The sequence below is a fragment of the Streptomyces sp. A01 genome, from assembly GCF_059026195.1.
Window position 1 is genome coordinate 398,277 of record NZ_JBWLKN010000003.1, and the last position, 17,293, is coordinate 415,569.

The 17,293-nt window shown below is 70.7% G+C and carries 13 protein-coding genes; 2 read left to right on the forward strand and 11 right to left on the reverse strand.

Annotated elements, in window-relative coordinates; translation table 11 throughout:
- Nucleotides 1–167 precede the first annotated feature (167 nt).
- The 9 genes from AC5P1B_RS06080 to AC5P1B_RS06120 form a co-directional block, all read right to left on the reverse strand.
- Nucleotides 168–830: a nitroreductase family deazaflavin-dependent oxidoreductase gene (locus tag AC5P1B_RS06080; protein WP_493885369.1), complete on the reverse strand. Its 663-nt coding sequence runs from the start codon at nt 828–830 to the stop codon at nt 168–170.
- A 134-nt stretch (nt 831–964) separates the two neighbouring features.
- Complete coding sequence (locus tag AC5P1B_RS06085) at nt 965–4,222, reverse strand: FAD-dependent monooxygenase (protein WP_493885371.1); 3,258 nt, start codon at nt 4,220–4,222, stop codon at nt 965–967.
- A gap of 13 nt (nt 4,223–4,235) precedes the next feature.
- Nucleotides 4,236–5,183, reverse strand: a complete 948-nt coding sequence (locus AC5P1B_RS06090) for an aromatase/cyclase (protein WP_493885373.1) — start codon at nt 5,181–5,183, stop codon at nt 4,236–4,238.
- A 64-nt stretch (nt 5,184–5,247) separates the two neighbouring features.
- Nucleotides 5,248–6,033 (reverse strand): 3-oxoacyl-ACP reductase, encoded by a 786-nt coding sequence (locus tag AC5P1B_RS06095; RefSeq protein ID WP_493885375.1) that lies wholly within the window; start codon nt 6,031–6,033, stop codon nt 5,248–5,250.
- Between the two features lie 73 nt (nt 6,034–6,106).
- Nucleotides 6,107–6,376 (reverse strand): acyl carrier protein, encoded by a 270-nt coding sequence (locus AC5P1B_RS06100; RefSeq protein WP_493885377.1) that lies wholly within the window; start codon nt 6,374–6,376, stop codon nt 6,107–6,109.
- A 34-nt stretch (nt 6,377–6,410) separates the two neighbouring features.
- The gene (locus AC5P1B_RS06105) at nt 6,411–7,628 is read right to left on the reverse strand and encodes a ketosynthase chain-length factor (RefSeq protein ID WP_493885379.1); all 1,218 of its coding nucleotides are present in this window, start codon (nt 7,626–7,628) and stop codon (nt 6,411–6,413) included.
- A complete protein-coding gene (locus AC5P1B_RS06110) occupies nt 7,625–8,881 on the reverse strand; it encodes a beta-ketoacyl-[acyl-carrier-protein] synthase family protein (RefSeq protein WP_493885381.1) in 1,257 nt (418 codons plus the stop codon). The genes AC5P1B_RS06105 and AC5P1B_RS06110 overlap by 4 nt, the downstream gene beginning before the upstream one ends.
- Nucleotides 8,882–8,912: 31 nt before the next feature.
- Nucleotides 8,913–9,242: a TcmI family type II polyketide cyclase gene (locus tag AC5P1B_RS06115; RefSeq protein ID WP_493885383.1), complete on the reverse strand. Its 330-nt coding sequence runs from the start codon at nt 9,240–9,242 to the stop codon at nt 8,913–8,915.
- A 28-nt stretch (nt 9,243–9,270) separates the two neighbouring features.
- Nucleotides 9,271–10,740 (reverse strand): FAD-dependent monooxygenase, encoded by a 1,470-nt coding sequence (locus AC5P1B_RS06120; protein WP_493885385.1) that lies wholly within the window; start codon nt 10,738–10,740, stop codon nt 9,271–9,273.
- A gap of 1,498 nt (nt 10,741–12,238) precedes the next feature.
- Here AC5P1B_RS06120 and AC5P1B_RS06125 point away from each other — a divergent pair.
- Nucleotides 12,239–12,826 carry a hypothetical protein gene (locus AC5P1B_RS06125; RefSeq protein ID WP_493885387.1) on the forward strand — a complete coding sequence of 196 codons (588 nt, stop codon included), beginning with the start codon at nt 12,239–12,241 and terminating at the stop codon, nt 12,824–12,826.
- The gene (locus AC5P1B_RS06130) at nt 12,823–13,029 is read left to right on the forward strand and encodes a hypothetical protein (protein WP_493885389.1); all 207 of its coding nucleotides are present in this window, start codon (nt 12,823–12,825) and stop codon (nt 13,027–13,029) included. The genes AC5P1B_RS06125 and AC5P1B_RS06130 overlap by 4 nt, the downstream gene beginning before the upstream one ends.
- 1,378 nt (nt 13,030–14,407) lie before the next feature.
- Here AC5P1B_RS06130 and AC5P1B_RS06135 read toward each other — a convergent pair.
- Both AC5P1B_RS06135 and AC5P1B_RS06140 read right to left on the reverse strand, forming a co-directional pair.
- Nucleotides 14,408–15,634, reverse strand: a complete 1,227-nt coding sequence (locus tag AC5P1B_RS06135; RefSeq protein ID WP_493885391.1) for an XdhC family protein — start codon at nt 15,632–15,634, stop codon at nt 14,408–14,410.
- Nucleotides 15,635–15,675: 41 nt separating this feature from the next.
- Nucleotides 15,676–17,127: an NCS2 family permease gene (locus tag AC5P1B_RS06140; protein WP_493885393.1), complete on the reverse strand. Its 1,452-nt coding sequence runs from the start codon at nt 17,125–17,127 to the stop codon at nt 15,676–15,678.
- Nucleotides 17,128–17,293 lie beyond the last annotated feature (166 nt).

A 17,293-nucleotide genomic window follows, 5' to 3' on the forward strand; every position in this document is an offset into this window, starting at 1 on the left:
ACCGTCAGTACTCGGTGGTGCGGTGGAGAACGCCGACGCGGCGTGGCGTGGACGGGTGCCGCGCTCGTAGCGAGGGTGGCCCGTGCCGTGTCGCGCGTCGGCGGCCGGTCGGGGCACGTGGCTCGCGACTGGCGGAGTGGAGGCCAGGGCCCGGGCCGCCGGTCGGCTCAACCCCCCTGGCGCGCAAGGTCGTTCGGGGTCAGTACGACGACCGGAAGGAGGCGGTCGGTCCTGTTCTGGAACGTACGGTAGTTGGCGAAGGAGGCTACCAGTGCCTCCCAGAGCCGGTCCCGCTCAGGCCCGGGCGGTTCGGTGTGCGCGGTGCACTCGACCGTCTCGACACCGAGCTCGACGGTCACCTTCGGTACGGCTCGCAAGTTCCGGTACCAGGCGGGGTGGACGGCTTCGCCACCATACGCGGCGCACACGATGAACCGGCCGCGATCGTAGATGTAACCGACGGGATTCGTCCGCCGCTTGCCGGTCTTCTTGCCCTGCGTGGTGATCAGCAGGGCGTCGAGGCCACCGAACCTGCCGAGGACGCGGCCCTTGGTCTTGCGGTAGATCCAGACGTTGGCGCGCACGACGCCCTTGTTGATCGTGATGTTCGCCCTGGTGGGCGGCTTCGTCTTCGGCGGCAGGAACAGACTCCTCGGCCGTTGCGACCGCGGGACGCCGTACCGGGGCTCAGCCGTACTGTCCGGCGCGGGTGCGGCCAGGGGCGGCGGCGCGGTTTCCGGCCGCGCCGCCGCCGCAGTCGCCGCGGTCGCCACCGGCTGCGTGGGCTGTGTGGGCTGCGTGGGCTGCGGAGTGCTCGTCGTATCGGCCATGTCGCTTGTGCCTCTCCGTCGTGGGACGTCATCAGGGGTTTCCCGCCGGTCCGGCGGGCGGAGGGGGTCGGGTACGCGGTGCCCGGTGTCGCGCCCGGGCACCGCACGTCCACGTCCCCGTGGGACACGGCCGGTCAGAGCAGCTTCTTGCCCCTGAGGCCCGAGCGCACGACGCCGCTGATCATGGCGCGGCCGAGGTCGCGCATTTCCCCGGCGGGCGCCTCCCGGACGGCCCAGTACATGAATTTGGCCATCATCGGGGCGTTCGGGTAGATGAAGCGGGTGGTCTCGGGGTCCTTCCAGCCGAAGACCGGATTCAGGGTCTCGCAGGCGCCCAGCGCCTCGAAGATGATGTCGGCGGCCTTGTCCCCGTCGATCTCACCGGCTTCGTACTTCTCGCAGGTCTCGGCGGTGAGATCCAGGATCTGCTTGAACGCGTGGCTCTCGGAGAACCACAGCCCGGGATACGGGGCCTTTTCCAGGTCCCGCAGATGCTGTTCGTTCCCGTCCAGCTCGTAGTTGACCCGGGCGCGGGTCAGCCGCATCACACCGGGGGTGAGGAACCCGCCCCAGACACGGAAGACGGCGTTCCACAGCCGGAAGTGCCCGAAAGCGATGAACGAGCTGTTGACCAGGGCGTCGTTGTAGTGGAGCAGGCCGCGCTCCACACGTTCGACGTACTCGTACCGCTCCTCCGACCAGTCGTCGTCCTTCAGCGAGTCGAGGATGCGGGTGCACAGCGAGTACACGACCTCGAAGGTGTTGGAAAGGCCACGGGAGAACAGCGGGTCGAGGAAGCCCGCCGCGTGGGACATCAGGCACCAGCGGTGGCCGATCGAGCGCTTCGACGAGTACTGGAGGCGGTCGGTCGAGACCCACTCGCGTACCCGCTTGGCTCCCTCGAACTGCCGTTTCACCGCCGGGTACATGTCGAGGTAGTGGCGGAACTCCTCGTCCGGCGTCAGGTCCGCGGGCTTGGGGTACCGGCGCTCGTCGAACGTCAGGCCCACGCTGCACAGGGGGTTCTTCGAGTCCTTGGTGTTGTTGAACGGGATGATCCAGAACCAGCCCCGCTCGATCATGTGATGCAGCGTGCCGCCGTTCCACGGGGCCGGCGGGCGCTGGCTCTGCGGGTGGTAGGAGACGTCGTCGAACGGCTTCACCCCGATGTAGTGCGTGAACAGCGACCGCGAGTGGTGCTTGAAGCGGGCGGGCTTGTCGCGCAGGTCGAACTTCTCCGCCAGCGGCGAGCGGAAGCCGCTCGCGTCGATCAGGTACTTCGCCCGGAAGACCTCGCCGTTCTGGCCGGTGACGGTGACCCCGCCGTCGTCGAAGTCGAGGTTGGCGGCGCGCCAGTTCTGCCGGGTGGTGCAGCCGTACTTCGCGGCCACGTTGAAGTAGTACTGGTCGGTGTCCTGCCGGAACAGGTGGCTGGCCTCGGTCAGCAACTTCGGGATGACGAACATGGTCGACTCTTCCGGGTCCGGTTCCTGACCCGGGTCGTGCTTGATGAACCCGAAGCTCTGCTTCTTGCCGTGGTGCGGGCCGATGTTCTTCGTGACGGCCTTGACGTCGAGCAGGTGCCCTATCTCGGGGACGTCGAAGCGTGAGCGCAGAATGTGCAGCCACTCGATCAGCTGCGGCGTCATCGACTCGCCGATCGCGAACCGCGGATGCTGCCCGGCGTCCACGAGCACCACATCGGCGCCCTTCCTCGACAGGCACGCCCCGGCCACCGAGCCCGCCAGTCCGGAGCCCAGGATCAGGACGTCGCACTGCTGCACCTGCTGGGAGCCCTTGGCCTCGTACGGTGCCTTGATCTTGCTGGGCATCGGCCCGCCTTTCTCTTCGGAGTCGTGTCCGCGTGGCGCGCGGAGGCTGGTGGCCCGTTGGGCCGAGGTCGTACGGGTCGTGCGGGTCGTACGGGCGCGCCGCGGGGCGGTCGTACGCTCCCCGGCGCCGAACCAGCCGACGAGGGCGGTCACCGGGTCCGCGTGGCGGTCACCGGCCCAGGCGACGTGGCCGTCCGGGCGCAGCAGCACCGTTTCCCGCCCCTCGATGGGGGCGTTCCGCGCGGCCGTGGCCGTCACCATGTCCACCCGCCCGGCCCATCCGGCGACGGCGCGGGTGAGCGCGGTCCGGCGCTCGGCGTCGCCCGACAGGTCGAGCAGGACGCCCCGGCCACGGCGCAGGAGCGCGGTGGTACTGGTGAGTCCGGCGCCGGTGACGAGATCGATATGCGGCATGCGGGAGCCGACCAGTGGCTGGTCCCCGGGGTCGTAGTCGATGTCGAGGCCGCCGATCATCCGGCCGAGCCGGTCGCGTACGACGGTGTGGGTGAGGAGTTCGCCGGTCGTGGCACGGACGGCCTCGGTTTCCCGGCCGCCGAGCAGCAGCAGCGTCTGGGCCTCGATGCCGTCCAGGACGCGCCGGCCCACCGGGTGCCGCTCGTCGTGGTAGGTGTCCAGCAGCCCGGCCTGGGCGCGGCCCGTGACCTGCGCGGCCAGCTTCCAGCCGAGGTTGACCGCGTCCTGGACGCCCAGGTTGAGTGCCTGTCCGCCGACCGGGAGCTGCCCGTGGGCGGCGTCGCCGGCCAGCAGCACCCGGCCCTGCCGGTAGCGGCTCGCCTGGCGGCTGACGTTGCCGAAGGCGTTCACCCACAGCGGGGTGCCGCCGCTGATGTCCTCGCCGGTCACCCGCGCCCACGCGGCGACGACCTCGGCGAACTCCGGTGGCCCTGTGCGCTGTTCCGGCGTCCGGCCGAACTCGTGCACCATGACGCGGGTGACGCCGTCGCGCGTCGCCGCTATGGCGAGGCCGCCCGGGAACCGCTCGAAACGGCGGGCGGGGATGTCGACGCCGGTGACGTCGCAGCGCAGCAGTTCGCGGTTGGCGTCCCTGCCCTCGAAGCCGATCCCGGCGAGGTCCCGTACGGTGCTCTGCTCGCCGTCACATCCGACGAGGTACGCGGCGGTCAGCCGGACCGTACCGCTGGGGGTGGCTGCCTCGACCTCCACCAGTTCCTCGCCGTGTGTCAGCGCGCGCACCTCGTGCTCGCGTCTGATGTCGGCGCCGAGCCCGCGCGCCCACTCCGCCAGCAGGGCCTCGACCCGGGCTTGCGGGACCTTCCACTGGCCCGGGAACCGGGTCGGCTGGCCGCTCAGATCCAGCGGCAGACCGCCGAAGTGGCTCATCGGGTCGTTGGGCGGAGTGCCCAGGGTCTCCAGCAGGCCCCGCTGGTCGAGGATCTCCATGGTGCGGGCGTGCAGGGTGGAGGCCCTGGACTCGGTGGTGGGCGCGGCCAGCCGTTCCAGGACCGTCACCCGGGCGCCGCCGAGGCGGAGTTCACCGGCGAGCATCAGGCCGACGGGCCCGGCGCCGGCAACGATCACCTGGCTGTCCATCTCAGGCCCGGCTTTCCGCGTACCGCTTGGCGTGGCCCAGGGTCGCCGTGCTGTTGGTGCTGAGGGCGTTCTTGACGAACGCCCTGGCCTCGGCGACACCCGCCCGCTCGCCGAGAACCCGCTTGATGGCGGCGGTGTTGATGACCACGGTGTGCTGGGAGGTGGCGTCGACCGCGTCCCCGTCCTCCGCCAGCTGCCAGTAGCCGGTATGCAGGCTCATCAAGGCGGGCAGCGTGATCTGCTTGTAGACGATCCTGCTGTGCGGGAAGCACACCCGCACCGACTTGGTGGTGTGCGTGGAGCCGTCCTTGGTGCGGGTGTCCATCTCCAGCATCTGGAGACCGGGGGCGTCCTCGGTCAGCTCGACCCGGGCGACGTGCGGCAGGCGCTCGCGCCACAGCCGCGCCTCGTTGATGAAGTCGTAGACGTCCTTGGCGGCGCCGTAGATCCGCACCGTGTCGTGGAAGGACAGGGTGAGGTCGTCGGCGGAGCCGGTGGCCAGTTCCACGTTGGTCTTGAGCGCGGCGAGCTCGGAGGTGCTGTTGCGGTCCACGGCGGCATCGATCCAGGCCAGGCTGCCGGGGTCGTCGTCGACCGCGCGGTAGTGGTGCAGCAGGCGCACCCGGCAGGCCGTCTCGGTGACCGGTGTGATCAGCCAGGTGCCGCCCATGGCCGCCACGGGCGGTGTGGAGACCTCCTGGCGGAACTCGACGCGCAGCCGCCCGGGGTCGAGTTCGCGGCGCGAGATCCAGTTCTTGGCCTCGCCGTTGGCGGTGGCCCAGATCCGGATGCGTTCGGTGTGCTCCGAGCGTTCGACGTGGTCGACGTACACGGTCGGCGGGAAGACGCGCGGCCAGTTCTCCACGTCCGCGATGAGCCGGTAGACGGCGGTGGCCGGAGCGTTCACCATGACCTCGTGCTCCACCTCGCGGTGGCCCAGCTCCGTCATGCGCGTTCTCCTTTGTCTGTTGCCGGGGCCTCTGTTGCCGGGGCCTCTGTCTGCTGCCGGGGCCTCAGAAGTTGCCGAGGCCGCCGCAGACGTTGATCGCCTGGGCGGTGATCGAGGCGGCGGTGTCGGTGGCGAGGTAGCCCACCAGACCGGCGACCTCCTGGGGGGTGGAGTAACGGCCGAGGGGGATCTTCGCCTGGAACTTCTCCAGGATCTGGTCCTCGGTCGTCTCGTACGCGGCGGCGTAGCCCTGCCGTACGCGCTGTGCCATGGGCGTCTCGACGTAGCCGGGGCAGACCGCGTTGACGGTGATGCCGGTGGGGGCCAGTTCGTTGCCGAGGGCCTTGGTGAAGCCGACGACGCCGTGTTTGGACGCGGAGTAGGGGGCGCCGAGGACGACGCCCTGCTTTCCCGCGGTGGAGGCGATGTTGATGATCCGGCCGCGGTCGCGGTGGCGCATGCCGCCCGCGTTCAGCACTTCCCGTGTCATGCGGAAGACGCTGTTGAGGTTGGTGTCCATGACGTCGGTCCACAGCGCGTCGTCGAGGTCGGCGGTGACCCCGCCGCCGCTGCGGCCCGCGTTGTTCACCAGGACGTCGATCGGCCCGAACCGGTCGACGGCGGCGCTGACGCAGCGCCGGATGTCGTCGGCGGACCTGACGTCGCAGGCGGTCCCGTCGATGTCGAGGCCCTCGTCCCGCAGTTCTTTGACGGTCACCCGCACGGTCTCCGCCGAGCGCGCGCAGACGAACACCTGGTGCCCCTGGGCGGCCAGGGTCCTGGCGACGGCCAGGCCGATTCCGCTGGTTGCCCCGGTGACGAGGGCGACCCGCTTCCCCTCAAGCGACATGCCTTCTCCTTAGAAGTCGCGGTGGTTCCGGTGCCCGCCGCCGCTCCTCGCGGGGCGGCGGCCCGGCAGGGGCTCAGGCCGCTTGTCCGGCGGCGAGCTGCTCGTTGACGAGTGCGAGCAGCGCGCGTGGCGTCCCCGCGTCGGTGAGCGTGGTGTCCTCCAGATCGACCCCGTGCTCGCGCTCGATGCGGCTGCCGGCCTCCAGCAGCGCGAGCGAGTCGTAGCCGAGGTCCTCGAAGGGGGTGTCGATGATGTCGCCGTCGAGGTCGATGCCCTCGATCTCGCCGGCCGCCTCGCGCAGGACGCGCTTGAGGTCTTCGATGGTCAGTTCGTGAGCAGCCATCTCGGTCCTTCGCCTTCTTCTGCTGCGGCACCGGTCATGAGGCGGACCGGCGCACCACCAATGCGGAGTTGAAGCCGCCGTATCCGCGGGCGAGCACGAGTGCCGTGTTCACCGGCGTGTTCCTCGGCTCGGCCGTGACCAGGTCGAGGTTGTGGTCGGGGTCCGGTGTGACGTTCACGGTGGGCGGGATCAGCCCGTCCCTGATGGACAGCAGGGCCGCGGTCACATCCAGCGAGGCGCCGCCGGACAGCAGCCGTCCGGTCATCGTCTTGGGCGCGCAGACGGCGACGCCGCGCGGCCCGAACAGGGCGCTGATGGCGGCGGCCTCGATGCGGTCGAGCTCGGGGACGGCGGCCGCGTCGGCGAAGACCACGTCGACCGCGTCGGGCGTCACGCGCGCGTCGTCCAGCGCGAGCTGGATGGCGCGCCGCAGGCCGGGCTCGCGCCCGCTGCCCCGTTTCGGGTCGAACGTCGCCGCGTAACCGGCGATCTCCCCGTAGATCCTGGCGCCCCGGGCGCGGGCCGCCGCGGCGTCCTCCATGATGACCAGCGCCCCGCCCTCGCCCGGCACATGGCCGCTCGCGTCGGCGTCGAAGGGCAGATACGCCCGGTCGCGGTTCCGGCGGGTACTGAGCCGCCCGCTGGCGAGCTGTGCGACCCACCCCCATGAGCAGATGGAGCCGTCGATGCCGCCGGAGACGACCAGCGGGGTGCCCTTGCGGATCTGCCGCCGCGCCTGGGCGATGGCGTCCAGGCCACCGGCCTGGTCGGAGACCACGACCCCGCTGGGCCCCCGCATCCCGTGCCGGATGGAGATCTGGCCGGTGTTGACGGCGTAGAACCAGGCGAAGGACTGGTAGGCGCTGACGTACTGGCCGCCCTTGCTCCACAGGTTGCGCAGCTCGCCCTGGCCGAACTCGAAGCCCCCGGAGGAGCTGGCTGTGACCACCCCCATGTCGAAGCCGGGCCATTCCCGCGGCCGGACCCCGGCGTCGGCCAGGGCCCAGTCGGCGGCGACCAGGGCCAGCCTGGTCATGTGGTCGGTCTGCGGGATCAGCCTGCTCGGCAGGTGGTCCTCAGCGACGAAGCCGGGCACCTCGCCGGCGAACCGGGCCGGGTAGCCCGTCGCGTCGAACCGGGTGACCTCGCCGATGCCGCTCTTCCCGTCGCAGGTCGCCGCCCAGTAGTCCGCGGTGCCCAGCCCGTTGGGGGCCGTGACACCTATCCCCGTCACCACTACGGACGCGCTCACGCCGCCCTCCGCAAGACCATGGCGCTCTGGAAGCCGCCGAAGCCGCTGCCCACGGTCAGCACCGCGTCGGTCGTCTGCTCCCTGGCCGTGAGCGGCACGTAGTCCAGGTCGCATTCCGGGTCCGCCTCGTGCAGGTTCGCGGTGGGCGGGACCACGTTGTGCTCGATGGCCAGCACGGAGGCGGCGATCTCCAGCGAGCCGATCGCGCCGAGCGAGTGCCCGATCATCGACTTGATGGAGCTGACCGGGGTGCGGTAGGCGTGCACGCCCAGGCTGCGTTTGAAGGCGGCCGTCTCGTGCCGGTCGTTCTGCTTGGTGCCCGAGCCGTGCGCGTTGATGTAGTCGATCTCGTCGCCGTTCATGCGTGCCTCGGCCAGCGCGGTACGGATGGCCTCTGCCATCTCGCGGCCGTCGGGACGCAGGCCCGTCATGTGGAAGGCGTTGCACCGGTTGGCGAACCCCGCGATCTCGGCGTAGAGATACGCGCCGCGCTTCCTGGCCTGCTCGTACTCCTCAAGGACGAACATCGCCGCCCCCTCGCCGAGTACGAATCCGTTGCGTGACCTGTCGAACGGCCGGGAGGCGTGCTCCGGGTCGTCGTTGCGCGGTGTGGTGGCCTTGATCGCGTCGAAGCAGGCCACGGTGATCGGTGAGATGGGCGCGGCCGAGGCACCGGCGATCATCACGTCGGTGCTGCCCTCCCTGACCAGCTCGGCGGCGTAACCGACCGAGTCGATGCCCGAGGTGCAGCCCGTCGAGACGACGGCGGCGGGCCCCTCGGCCCCTACGGACCAGGCCACCTCGCTCGCGAAGGAGCTGGGGACGAAGTAGTCGTAGAGGTGCGGGACGGCGTAGGTGTGGTCGACGAGGTCGAGCCGGCCGCCGTCGCTGACGACGCGGTACTCCTGGTCGAGTCCCATCGTGGCGCCGACGCCGCTGCCGACGCTCACGCCGACCCGGTGCGGGTCCAGCCGGGTGGTCTCCAGTCCGCTGTCGGTCACCGCCTCGGCTGCGGACACCACGGCGAACTGCGCGGCGCGGTCCATGCGGCGGATCTCCTGCGGTCCGAGGCCGTGCGACTCCGGGTCGAAGTCGGCCTCGGCGGCGATACGGGAACGGAACGGGGCGGCGTCGAAGGACGTGATGCCCCTGGTGGCGGTGCGGCCACTGCTGAGCAGGCTCCAGAAGTCCTTGACGCCGATACCTCCCGGAGCCACGACCCCGATGCCGGTGATCACTACTCGTCGTCCCATGTGGACGTCACTCCCTTCGGCAAGAGGTGCGTCACGCGGACGGACTCCAGTGGTAGAAACGGCGCGCCATGGCGTCGGCGGGCGACCGCCAGGTCGCCGGGTCGTACGCCTGGATGTGCGGCGTGAGGTCGGCGCTGACCTTGACGAAGAGCGGGTGGTTCTTCGCCTCCTCGATCGCCGTTCCACCGTCGTCGGAGACGAAGTCCTGAAGGTGGAAGTACAGGCCGCGGTAGGAGAAGAGCTGCCGGCGCCTGGTGCCCATGAGGTCCGGCAGCTCCGTGCCGTCGAACTCGCGGAAGATCCGGGCGACGTCGCCACTGGCGCCTGGTTCCATCCGTGCCACGATCAGAGTGCTGTGCATCGGTGTGTCTCCTTCTCACCGGAAGTGGTCACTGGAGCGGCGAACCGAACCAGCGGGTCAGGGCGTCTGCCAGGGCGTGGGAGTCCAGTCCCGCCCAGGCGACGTAGCCGTCGGGGCGGATGAGCACCGAGGAGATCCCGGCGAGCGGGCTGTCGGCGGGCATCTCGTGCGGCAGCCCCGTGACCACCTGGACCCGGTCCGACCAGGCGGCGGCGATACGGCGCAGGTGGGGCACGTCGGCCAGGTCGAGCAGGACGCCGCGGCCCTGGTGGAGCAGTTCGACCGTGGTGGTCTTGCCACCGGTGCTCAGCAGCTCCTGGTTCGGGACGCGCCTGCCGAGCAGCTGCGGGCCCTCCGCTCCCATGTCGTAGCGGATGTCCAGGCCACTGACCCGTCCGGCCAGGTGGCGGCCGACGTCCGGGTACGTCATGAGCTCGGCGAACACCGTGCGCAGCGGCTCGACTTCGGCGCCGCTGAGGTAGAGCAGGCCCTGCGCCTGGGTGTTCGTCAGCAGGCTGGCGCCCACCGGATGGCGCTCGGCGTGGTAGGTGTCCAGCAGGCCCGGAGGTGCCGTGCCGCGCACGGTGGCGGCGAGCTTCCAGCCGAGGTTCATGGCGTCCTGGACGCTGACACTCATGCCCTGGCCGCCCGCGGGCAGGTGGGTGTGGGCGGCGTCGCCCGCCAGCAGAACAGAACCCCTGCGGTACTCGGTGACCTGGTGGGTCGCGTCGCCGAACGAGCTGACCCACAGCGGGGTGCCGCCGTGGATGTCCTCGCCCGTCAACCGCTCCCAGGCGTCGGCGACTTCGGCGAACGCGGGCGGCTCGGTGCGCCGCTGGGGAGCGGTGCCGCGCTCGCAGACGATGACGCGGTCGACGCCGTCGCCCAGCGGAGCGGACATGACCATGCCGCCCGGCTTCTTCTCACCGATCTGACGGGCCCGCAGGTCGCAGCCCGCGACGTCGGCGAGGAACATCTCGATGGTCGCCTCGGTGCCGGGGAAGTCGAACCCGGCGGCCGCGCGAACGGTGCTGCGTCCGCCGTCGCAGCCGACGACGTACCGGGCGCGCAGCGTCCGGGGGCCCCGCGGGCTCTTGGCCTCGACGCTGACGCCGTCGCCGTCGTCGGTGAGCCCCACGACCTCCCAGCCGCGCCGCACCTCGGCGCCGAGCTCAGCGGCCCAGTCACCGAGGATGGCCTCGGTGCGCGACTGCGGAATACCGCGCGCCCCGAAATGAGCGTCCTTCAGCACGCTGTAGTCCAGCGGTATGCCGCCGAAATGCCCCAGCGGGCTGATCTCTATATCGCCGAACCGGGGCAACAGGCCGCGCTGGTCGAACAATTCCATGGTGCGGGCCGTGAAACCCAGTCCCCGGGACTCCCCGGAGGGCTTTTCGAGCTTGTCCAGGACGATGGCATCGACTCCGCCGAGCCGCAGTTCAGCGGCCAGCACGAGTCCCGATGGACCTGCGCCTACGACAATGACCGGGGCATCCATGATCTCTCCTTGACCTGCGCAGACCGTTCGTGAACTCGCGAAGGGAATGGCATGGGAAATACGTGATGCCGGGCCACCGTGAAGGTGCCGCCCGGCATCAGTAAGGGATGAGGTGCTGATCGATAGCCCTCAGAGAGAGGTGGGCGGTCGCAGCCTGAATGCAGGCACAGTTCGACCGCCGAAAAAAGCGTGACACGTTTCCTTCAACGCCGTCAACCCCTTTCGGTGTCGTCGACGGCGGCGCCGATACCAGAATCCCGCGTATTGCCAGGTGGCGTCACGCAACGGCGGTCCGGAACTGCGGTCCGGGCATCGGCTTCCGTCGTGAACATGCGGGACCATGCCGCTCGGCCGCCAGGAACCCGCAGTTCGGGAGCGCGGCGGACCTGCGGCTGGAACGAGTGAGAACGCTCGCGACCGGCGCACTGGGGCGCCTTCGGTGCGGCGAAGCGGCCTGCGGCGAACGGCGATCCACGCAGGTCCGAACGGGCTGAGCACGTCGGAGACGTCACGCGTGGAGGGGAAATCCCGCAACCCGATCGGGGCCAACTCGCCCCGCCTGGGCCGGATATGGACAGAGTCCTGCCGCCACCAAGAGCGTGACAGTAGCGGGCGGCCAATGTCAACCGCCCCTTCCACCACCCGCCCACCATCGGATTACCAGCGGTACGAGACTCCAGGGTGCGATGGCGCGGACCGGCGCCATTCCGCCCACCCTGCCTGCCCTGTCATCCCTACTGTCTTGGTTCGCGCCGCTATCAACGACTTTCTTGACGTTGGCCCGGGATGAGGCATACTCCGTAGCGTTAGGCACCGATTACCGCACGCATTGCCGAGTTGCATGGGCAACGGGTCCAGAGAATGTGCCCACGACAACCATTCACGCACCGGCAGTGATCTTGCCACCCATGGGGGAATAATGAGTTCCGTACTTCCCTGACCAGCACCGGAATTGACCCCGCCGACGCCCGCGGCAGGTAAGGCTGGTATAGACGCGGTCAAACTTTCTATGTATGGTTCCACCTCATCTGACGCATCATCGGGTGGGCTACGCACAGATTCAGCAGAACCCGATCTTGATGCCCCAGAGACGCTGCACACATCAACAGGGCATGACTCGGGAGCGGGGGTTCCGGATCGTCATGAACGAAGATTCAACGCGCCAAAGACTAGGCACGCACAACCGCCTCTACATTGCGCTTGGGCCGATCCAGCGGCGACATTCCTGACGACAGTCACGAACGACCCGGCATACGACACGTACCGGGTAGGCGTCGCACACCTGCGCCGATGACATTCCTCGGCACACTCCACACCAGGGCATTCATTCACCGGCCATTAAGCGGGCCAATCACTGTGCCCTGCGTCACCCATTTCTGCCACGTGACGGTCAGGTGATGAAATGAATAATTCTCGATGTGTCGGACAGAATTGCGGCAATCGGCTGCACAGGCCGCGACCACATCGCACCACGGTGCCTGGGCTGCGGCTCTGCAGCGTGTGCTACCACGAGCTCAAGGCCAACCTCATCGAACTGCCGGAGATCTACGGCGACTGCGAGGCCGCCCTGCTGCCGCGGCACGATCCCACCGCCCAGCGGGTCAGCGGCAATCACCAGCCGAACGGCATGGCGCTCAACGAGGAAGCCCTCATGACCCGTTCGGGCATTCTCAGCTTCCTCGCCTCCTGGTGCGCGCTGGTCGCCGACGAACGCGCGATCGTCCGGCCGCCCCGTCGGCGCCCTCCGGAACTCGCCGCCTTCCTGGTCGGTCACCTGAACTGGCTGCTCGCCCATCCGGCGGCGGGCGACTTCGCCGATGAGACGCACCGGATCACCACCTGCGCCCGCCGCTCCGCTTACACGCAGCCGGCCCTGCGGATGGATCTCGGGCAATGTGTTCACCCTGGCTGCCAGGCGGCCCTGGACACCGCGCCGACCGCGTGTGACGGGCATCGGACCCGCGAGGTGCGCTGTACGGCGGGTCATTCCTGGCAACCGCATCAATGGCTGCAACTGCTCCGCCAGTTACAACGGGAGAAACACCGTCCGCACGCCGCGCCCCAGCGGCCCGAGGGTGCGGCGTGAGTACCCCGCACCCGCACGGCCACCGGCTCGTCCCCACCCAACTCGCCGCGCTGGCCGCGGGAGTCCCCGAGGCGACCATCCGGAAGTGGGCGAGCCGGGGCAAGCTCACCCGGCACGGCAGTCCGGGCCGCGCGCTGTACGACCTCGACGAGTTAACGGAACTCGTGGCGGCGATGGCGGAATCCCCACCGTCCGACAGCTGAGCCGCGTCCAGCGGACCATGCGGAGGGGAGCCGCGGTAACCCCCCTGCCCGTGCGTCGCGGAGTGCGGACGCGTCGCGGCTGGCCGCGCGGTTCCCCCGCGCCCCTGACGGGGCACACCCCTTCGCCGCGCCAGGGCGGTTCCCCTGGGCCTGGCGGCCCGGGGAGGCCGGAGGCCCTGCCTGCCCTTCGCGGACGGGGAGACGGGGGGCTCCCTCATCACGCGAACGGCAGGCAGGGCGGGCACGACCGCCACCCGGCGAAAACACCCCGTCTGACGCTACTGGGAACGCGACGCTCCGTGCGGTGCGACGGAGCTGACCTCATCGTCGCGTCGCCAGCGGCGGAAAGCGCTTCCGCGGGGCGGGGTCGTGCGGTTCAGGGTCCGGGAGAGGCCCCCGGCGGGCTCGCCGTGGCCAGTGGCCGTCGGCGGTCCCGCCAGGGCTCCCCCGCGCCGCGCCGGTCAAGGCGGCCTGCGGGCGGTGGGCGGTGGCATGGCGGCCTCGCTCGCGGCCGGCGCTCCGGCGGTGAGCGAAAGGCGGCATGACGGCAGCGGGCCACCGGCCCCAGCCGCCCGCCGCCGGGCCCTGGTGGTGCTCCGCGCCCTTCAGGCGCGCGTCCCGTGCCGACGGCGCCGTCGGGCAGCGCCAGGCCACGGCACCGGAGAGGCCCGGGTGGCATGCGCCCGGCACGGCGCGGCCGCACCAGGTGACAGGACGCCAACGACGTCCCGCACCCTGCCTGGGCATCTGCCGCACTGCCTGCCGGACGGTCGGACATCGGGAGCCTCCTTTGCGCGCTTCCCCCTGAGAGGCGGCGCGGGGCCCGGAGTGTGACATCGCGATGCGGGAATGTGACCCACGCCTCACCGAACTCCGGTGGAATTCCTTCCCCTTGACGGTTCCGCGCCTGCCCGTGCCCCGCCCGCACGGCGGCCTCCGGCGCGGCGGGCACCGCCGGATGACGGTCTCCCGGCCCCTGCGACGCCTCTGTCACGGCGGCGTCCCCACCGCCGCCCGCCCCGCTCCCGCGAGGAGTCCACGGACCCGCGTCGCGCGCACCGTGCCCCGCCTTCCGCGTCGGCCGGGGTTGCCCGGCGGAACGCGGCCCCGGCACCGTACTGCGCATGCGGCCTCCCAGCCCGCCAGACCCAGGGCAAGCAGCCCTTCCCGGACAGCGCGGGGATGTGCCCTGCCAGGGGCGCGGGGATGTGCCCTGCCAGGGGCGCGGGGAACTGCGCGACCAACCACGACGCACCCGCATGCCGCGACGCACGGACAGGGGCTCCCCCGGCACGCAGCACGATCCGCCGGACACGGCGTCCGCCGGACACCGCCTCCTCCGGACCGGCTCGGCCCCATCGCGGGTAAGGCACCCGCGCTAAGCCACCGAGCCGATCCGCCCGATGGGCGACGCCGGGTCGTGGTGGATCGGCGTGTGCGCGCCGGTCAGCGGCAGACCGCTGCCGCCGCGCCTGCTGGCGACGATCTCGGCGGCGATGGACACGGCCGTCTCCTGCGGCGTGCGGGCGCCGAGGTCGAGACCGATCGGGGACCGCAGCCGGGCCAGTTCCAGTTCGCTGACGCCGACGTCGCGGAGCCGGTCGAGACGGTCGAGGTGGGTGCGGCGGGAGCCCATCGCGCCGATGTAGCCGACGGGCAGCCGCAAGGCGCATCGCAGCAGCGGCACATCGAACTTGGCGTCGTGGGTGAGGACGCACAGCACCGTACGGCCGTCGATGCCCTGCCCCGGCTCGGGCTGGTCGGCCCCGGCCGACAGCTCGGCCTGCGCTTCCAGGTAGCGGTGCGGCCAGTCGACGACGATCTCGTCGGCGTCGGGGAAGCGGCGGGCGGTGGCGAACACGGGGCGCGCGTCGCACACCGTCACGTGGTAGCCCAGGAACTTCCCGGCCCGCACGAGCGCGCTCGCGAAGTCGATGGCCCCGAAGACGATCATGCGAGGCGGGGGGACGCTGGACTCGACCAGCAGCGTGAGGGGCTGCCCGCACAGCCTTCCGGCGGCGCCCATCGTGACGGTTCCGGTGCGGCCGGCGTCCAGCAGGGCGGCCGCCTCCGCCGCCGCGGAGCGGTCCAGCTCAGGTCGCCCGCCGAGGGAGCCGGTGTACTCACCTCCAGGCCGTACGTGCAGGGCACGGCCGAGCATTCCGGCCGGGCCTTCGACGACCCGCGCGACCGCCGCCGCCTCCCCGCGGGCAGCGGCGGCCAGCGCGTCGGCGAGCGTCCCCGGGGTGCTGTCCGCCGTGGGGCCGTCCGCCTGCTCAGGAGCGCGCGCGTCGTGGTGGACGGGCGTGACGAGGATGTCGATGACGCCGCCGCAGGTGAGCCCGACGGCGAAGGCGTCCTCGTCGCTGTAGCCGAAGCGTTCGACGGCGCTCTCGCCGCTCTCCAGCGCCCGCTGGCACAGCTCGTAGACCGCGCCCTCCACGCATCCGCCGGAGACGGACCCGACGGCCTCGCCGTCCCGGTCGACGGCGAGCGCCGCGCCGGGCTGCCGGGGGGCGCTGCCGCTCACGGCGACCACCGTCGCGACGGCGAAGTCGCGTCCCAGCTCACACCACCGGCTCAGCTCTTCGGCGATGTCCAGCATTGGCGATCATCTCCCTTGCGGATGCGTGGCGGGCGTGGGCGCTATTTGGCGCCGAGCCAGTCCTCGATGGGGTGGAGGGCGAAGTAGACCGTGAAGACGACGGTCAGCACCCACATGAACAACCCGGGCTCGCGCCACTTGCCCTGGGCGGCCTTGATAGCGGTGTACGCGATGACACCGGCGCCGACGCCCGCGGTGATGGAGTACGTGAACGGCATCAGCGCGACGGTCAGGAAGACCGGGATGGCGACCGCGCGGTCGGCCCAGTCCACATGCCGGGCGTTCTGCATCATCATCGCGCCGATGACGACCAGGGCGGCGGCGGCGACCTGGGCGGGCACGATCTGGGTGAGCGGCGTGAAGAACAGGCAGGCCGCGAAGAACAGCCCGGTGACGACGCTGGACAGGCCGGTGCGAGCGCCCTCGCCGACGCCGGTGGCCGACTCGATGAAGACGGTCTGCCCCGAGGAGCTGGTGACGCCACCGATCGCGCCGCCCGCGCCGTCGATGAACAGCGCCTTGCTCAGGCCCGGCATGCGGCCCTTGTCGTCGGCGAGCTTGGCCTCGGTGCCGACGCCGATGATGGTGGCCATCGCGTCGAAGAACCCGGCGAGGACGAGGGTGAAGACGATGACGCCGACGGTCATGCCGCCGATGTCGCCCCAGCCGCCGAACTCGACCTCACCGAAGAGCGAGAAGTCCGGGTTGGACACGGCGTTGCCGGGGATCTCCGGCGCGGTGCCGCCCCAGGTCTTGGCGGGCAGGTCGCCGATGGCGTTGACGGCGACGGCGATCACGGTGCCGGCGATGATGCCGATGAGGATCGCTCCGGGCACGTCGCGGGCCTGGAGCATGAAGATGAGCAGCAGGGTGACGCAGAAGATGAGGACGGGCCAGCCTTGCAGCTCGCCCTCGACGCCGAGGGTGACGGGGCCCCCCTTGCCGACGAAGCCCGCCTTGACGAGGCCGATGAGCGCGATGAACAGGCCGATGCCCATGGTGATGCCGTGCTTGAGCGGCAGCGGGATGGCATTCATGATCATCTCGCGGAGCCCGGTGACGACCAGGAGCATGATCACCACACCGTAGATCACGCACATGCCCATAGCCTGCGGCCAGGTCATGTCCGGCACCACCTGAGTGGTGAGGACGGCGGACACGCTGAGCCCGGCGGCCAGCGCCAGCGGCACCTTCCCGACGAAGCCCATGAGCAGGGTGGTGACCGCCGCGGCGAACGCGGTGGCCGTGATCAGCGCGGGGCGGCTGAGGACGTGGTCGTCGGCGTCGGGGCCACCCAGCAGCAGCGGGTTGAGCAGCAGGATGTACGCCATGGCCATGAAGGTGGTGATGCCGCCGCGCACCTCACGCGCGACGGTCGAGCCTCTGTCGGAGATGTGGAAATACCGGTCGAGCCAGGACCGGCCGGCGGGCGGGCGCGAGCCCGCGCCCGCGTCCTCCGCCGAGGTCTTCGGCTCTATTGACGACTGGGTCATGGTGCCTGTCTCCCAAGGTTCATAGGGGCACCCGCAGGGGCTGCGAGATTTGGGCTGGCTGCACGACCCGGGGGACGGCCCGAGACGAACGATGGAGTGCTGCGGTGGGGGTGGGTGGTGCCACGTGGGGGGTGTGAGGGGTGTGGGGTGAGGGGGTGCTGTGTGG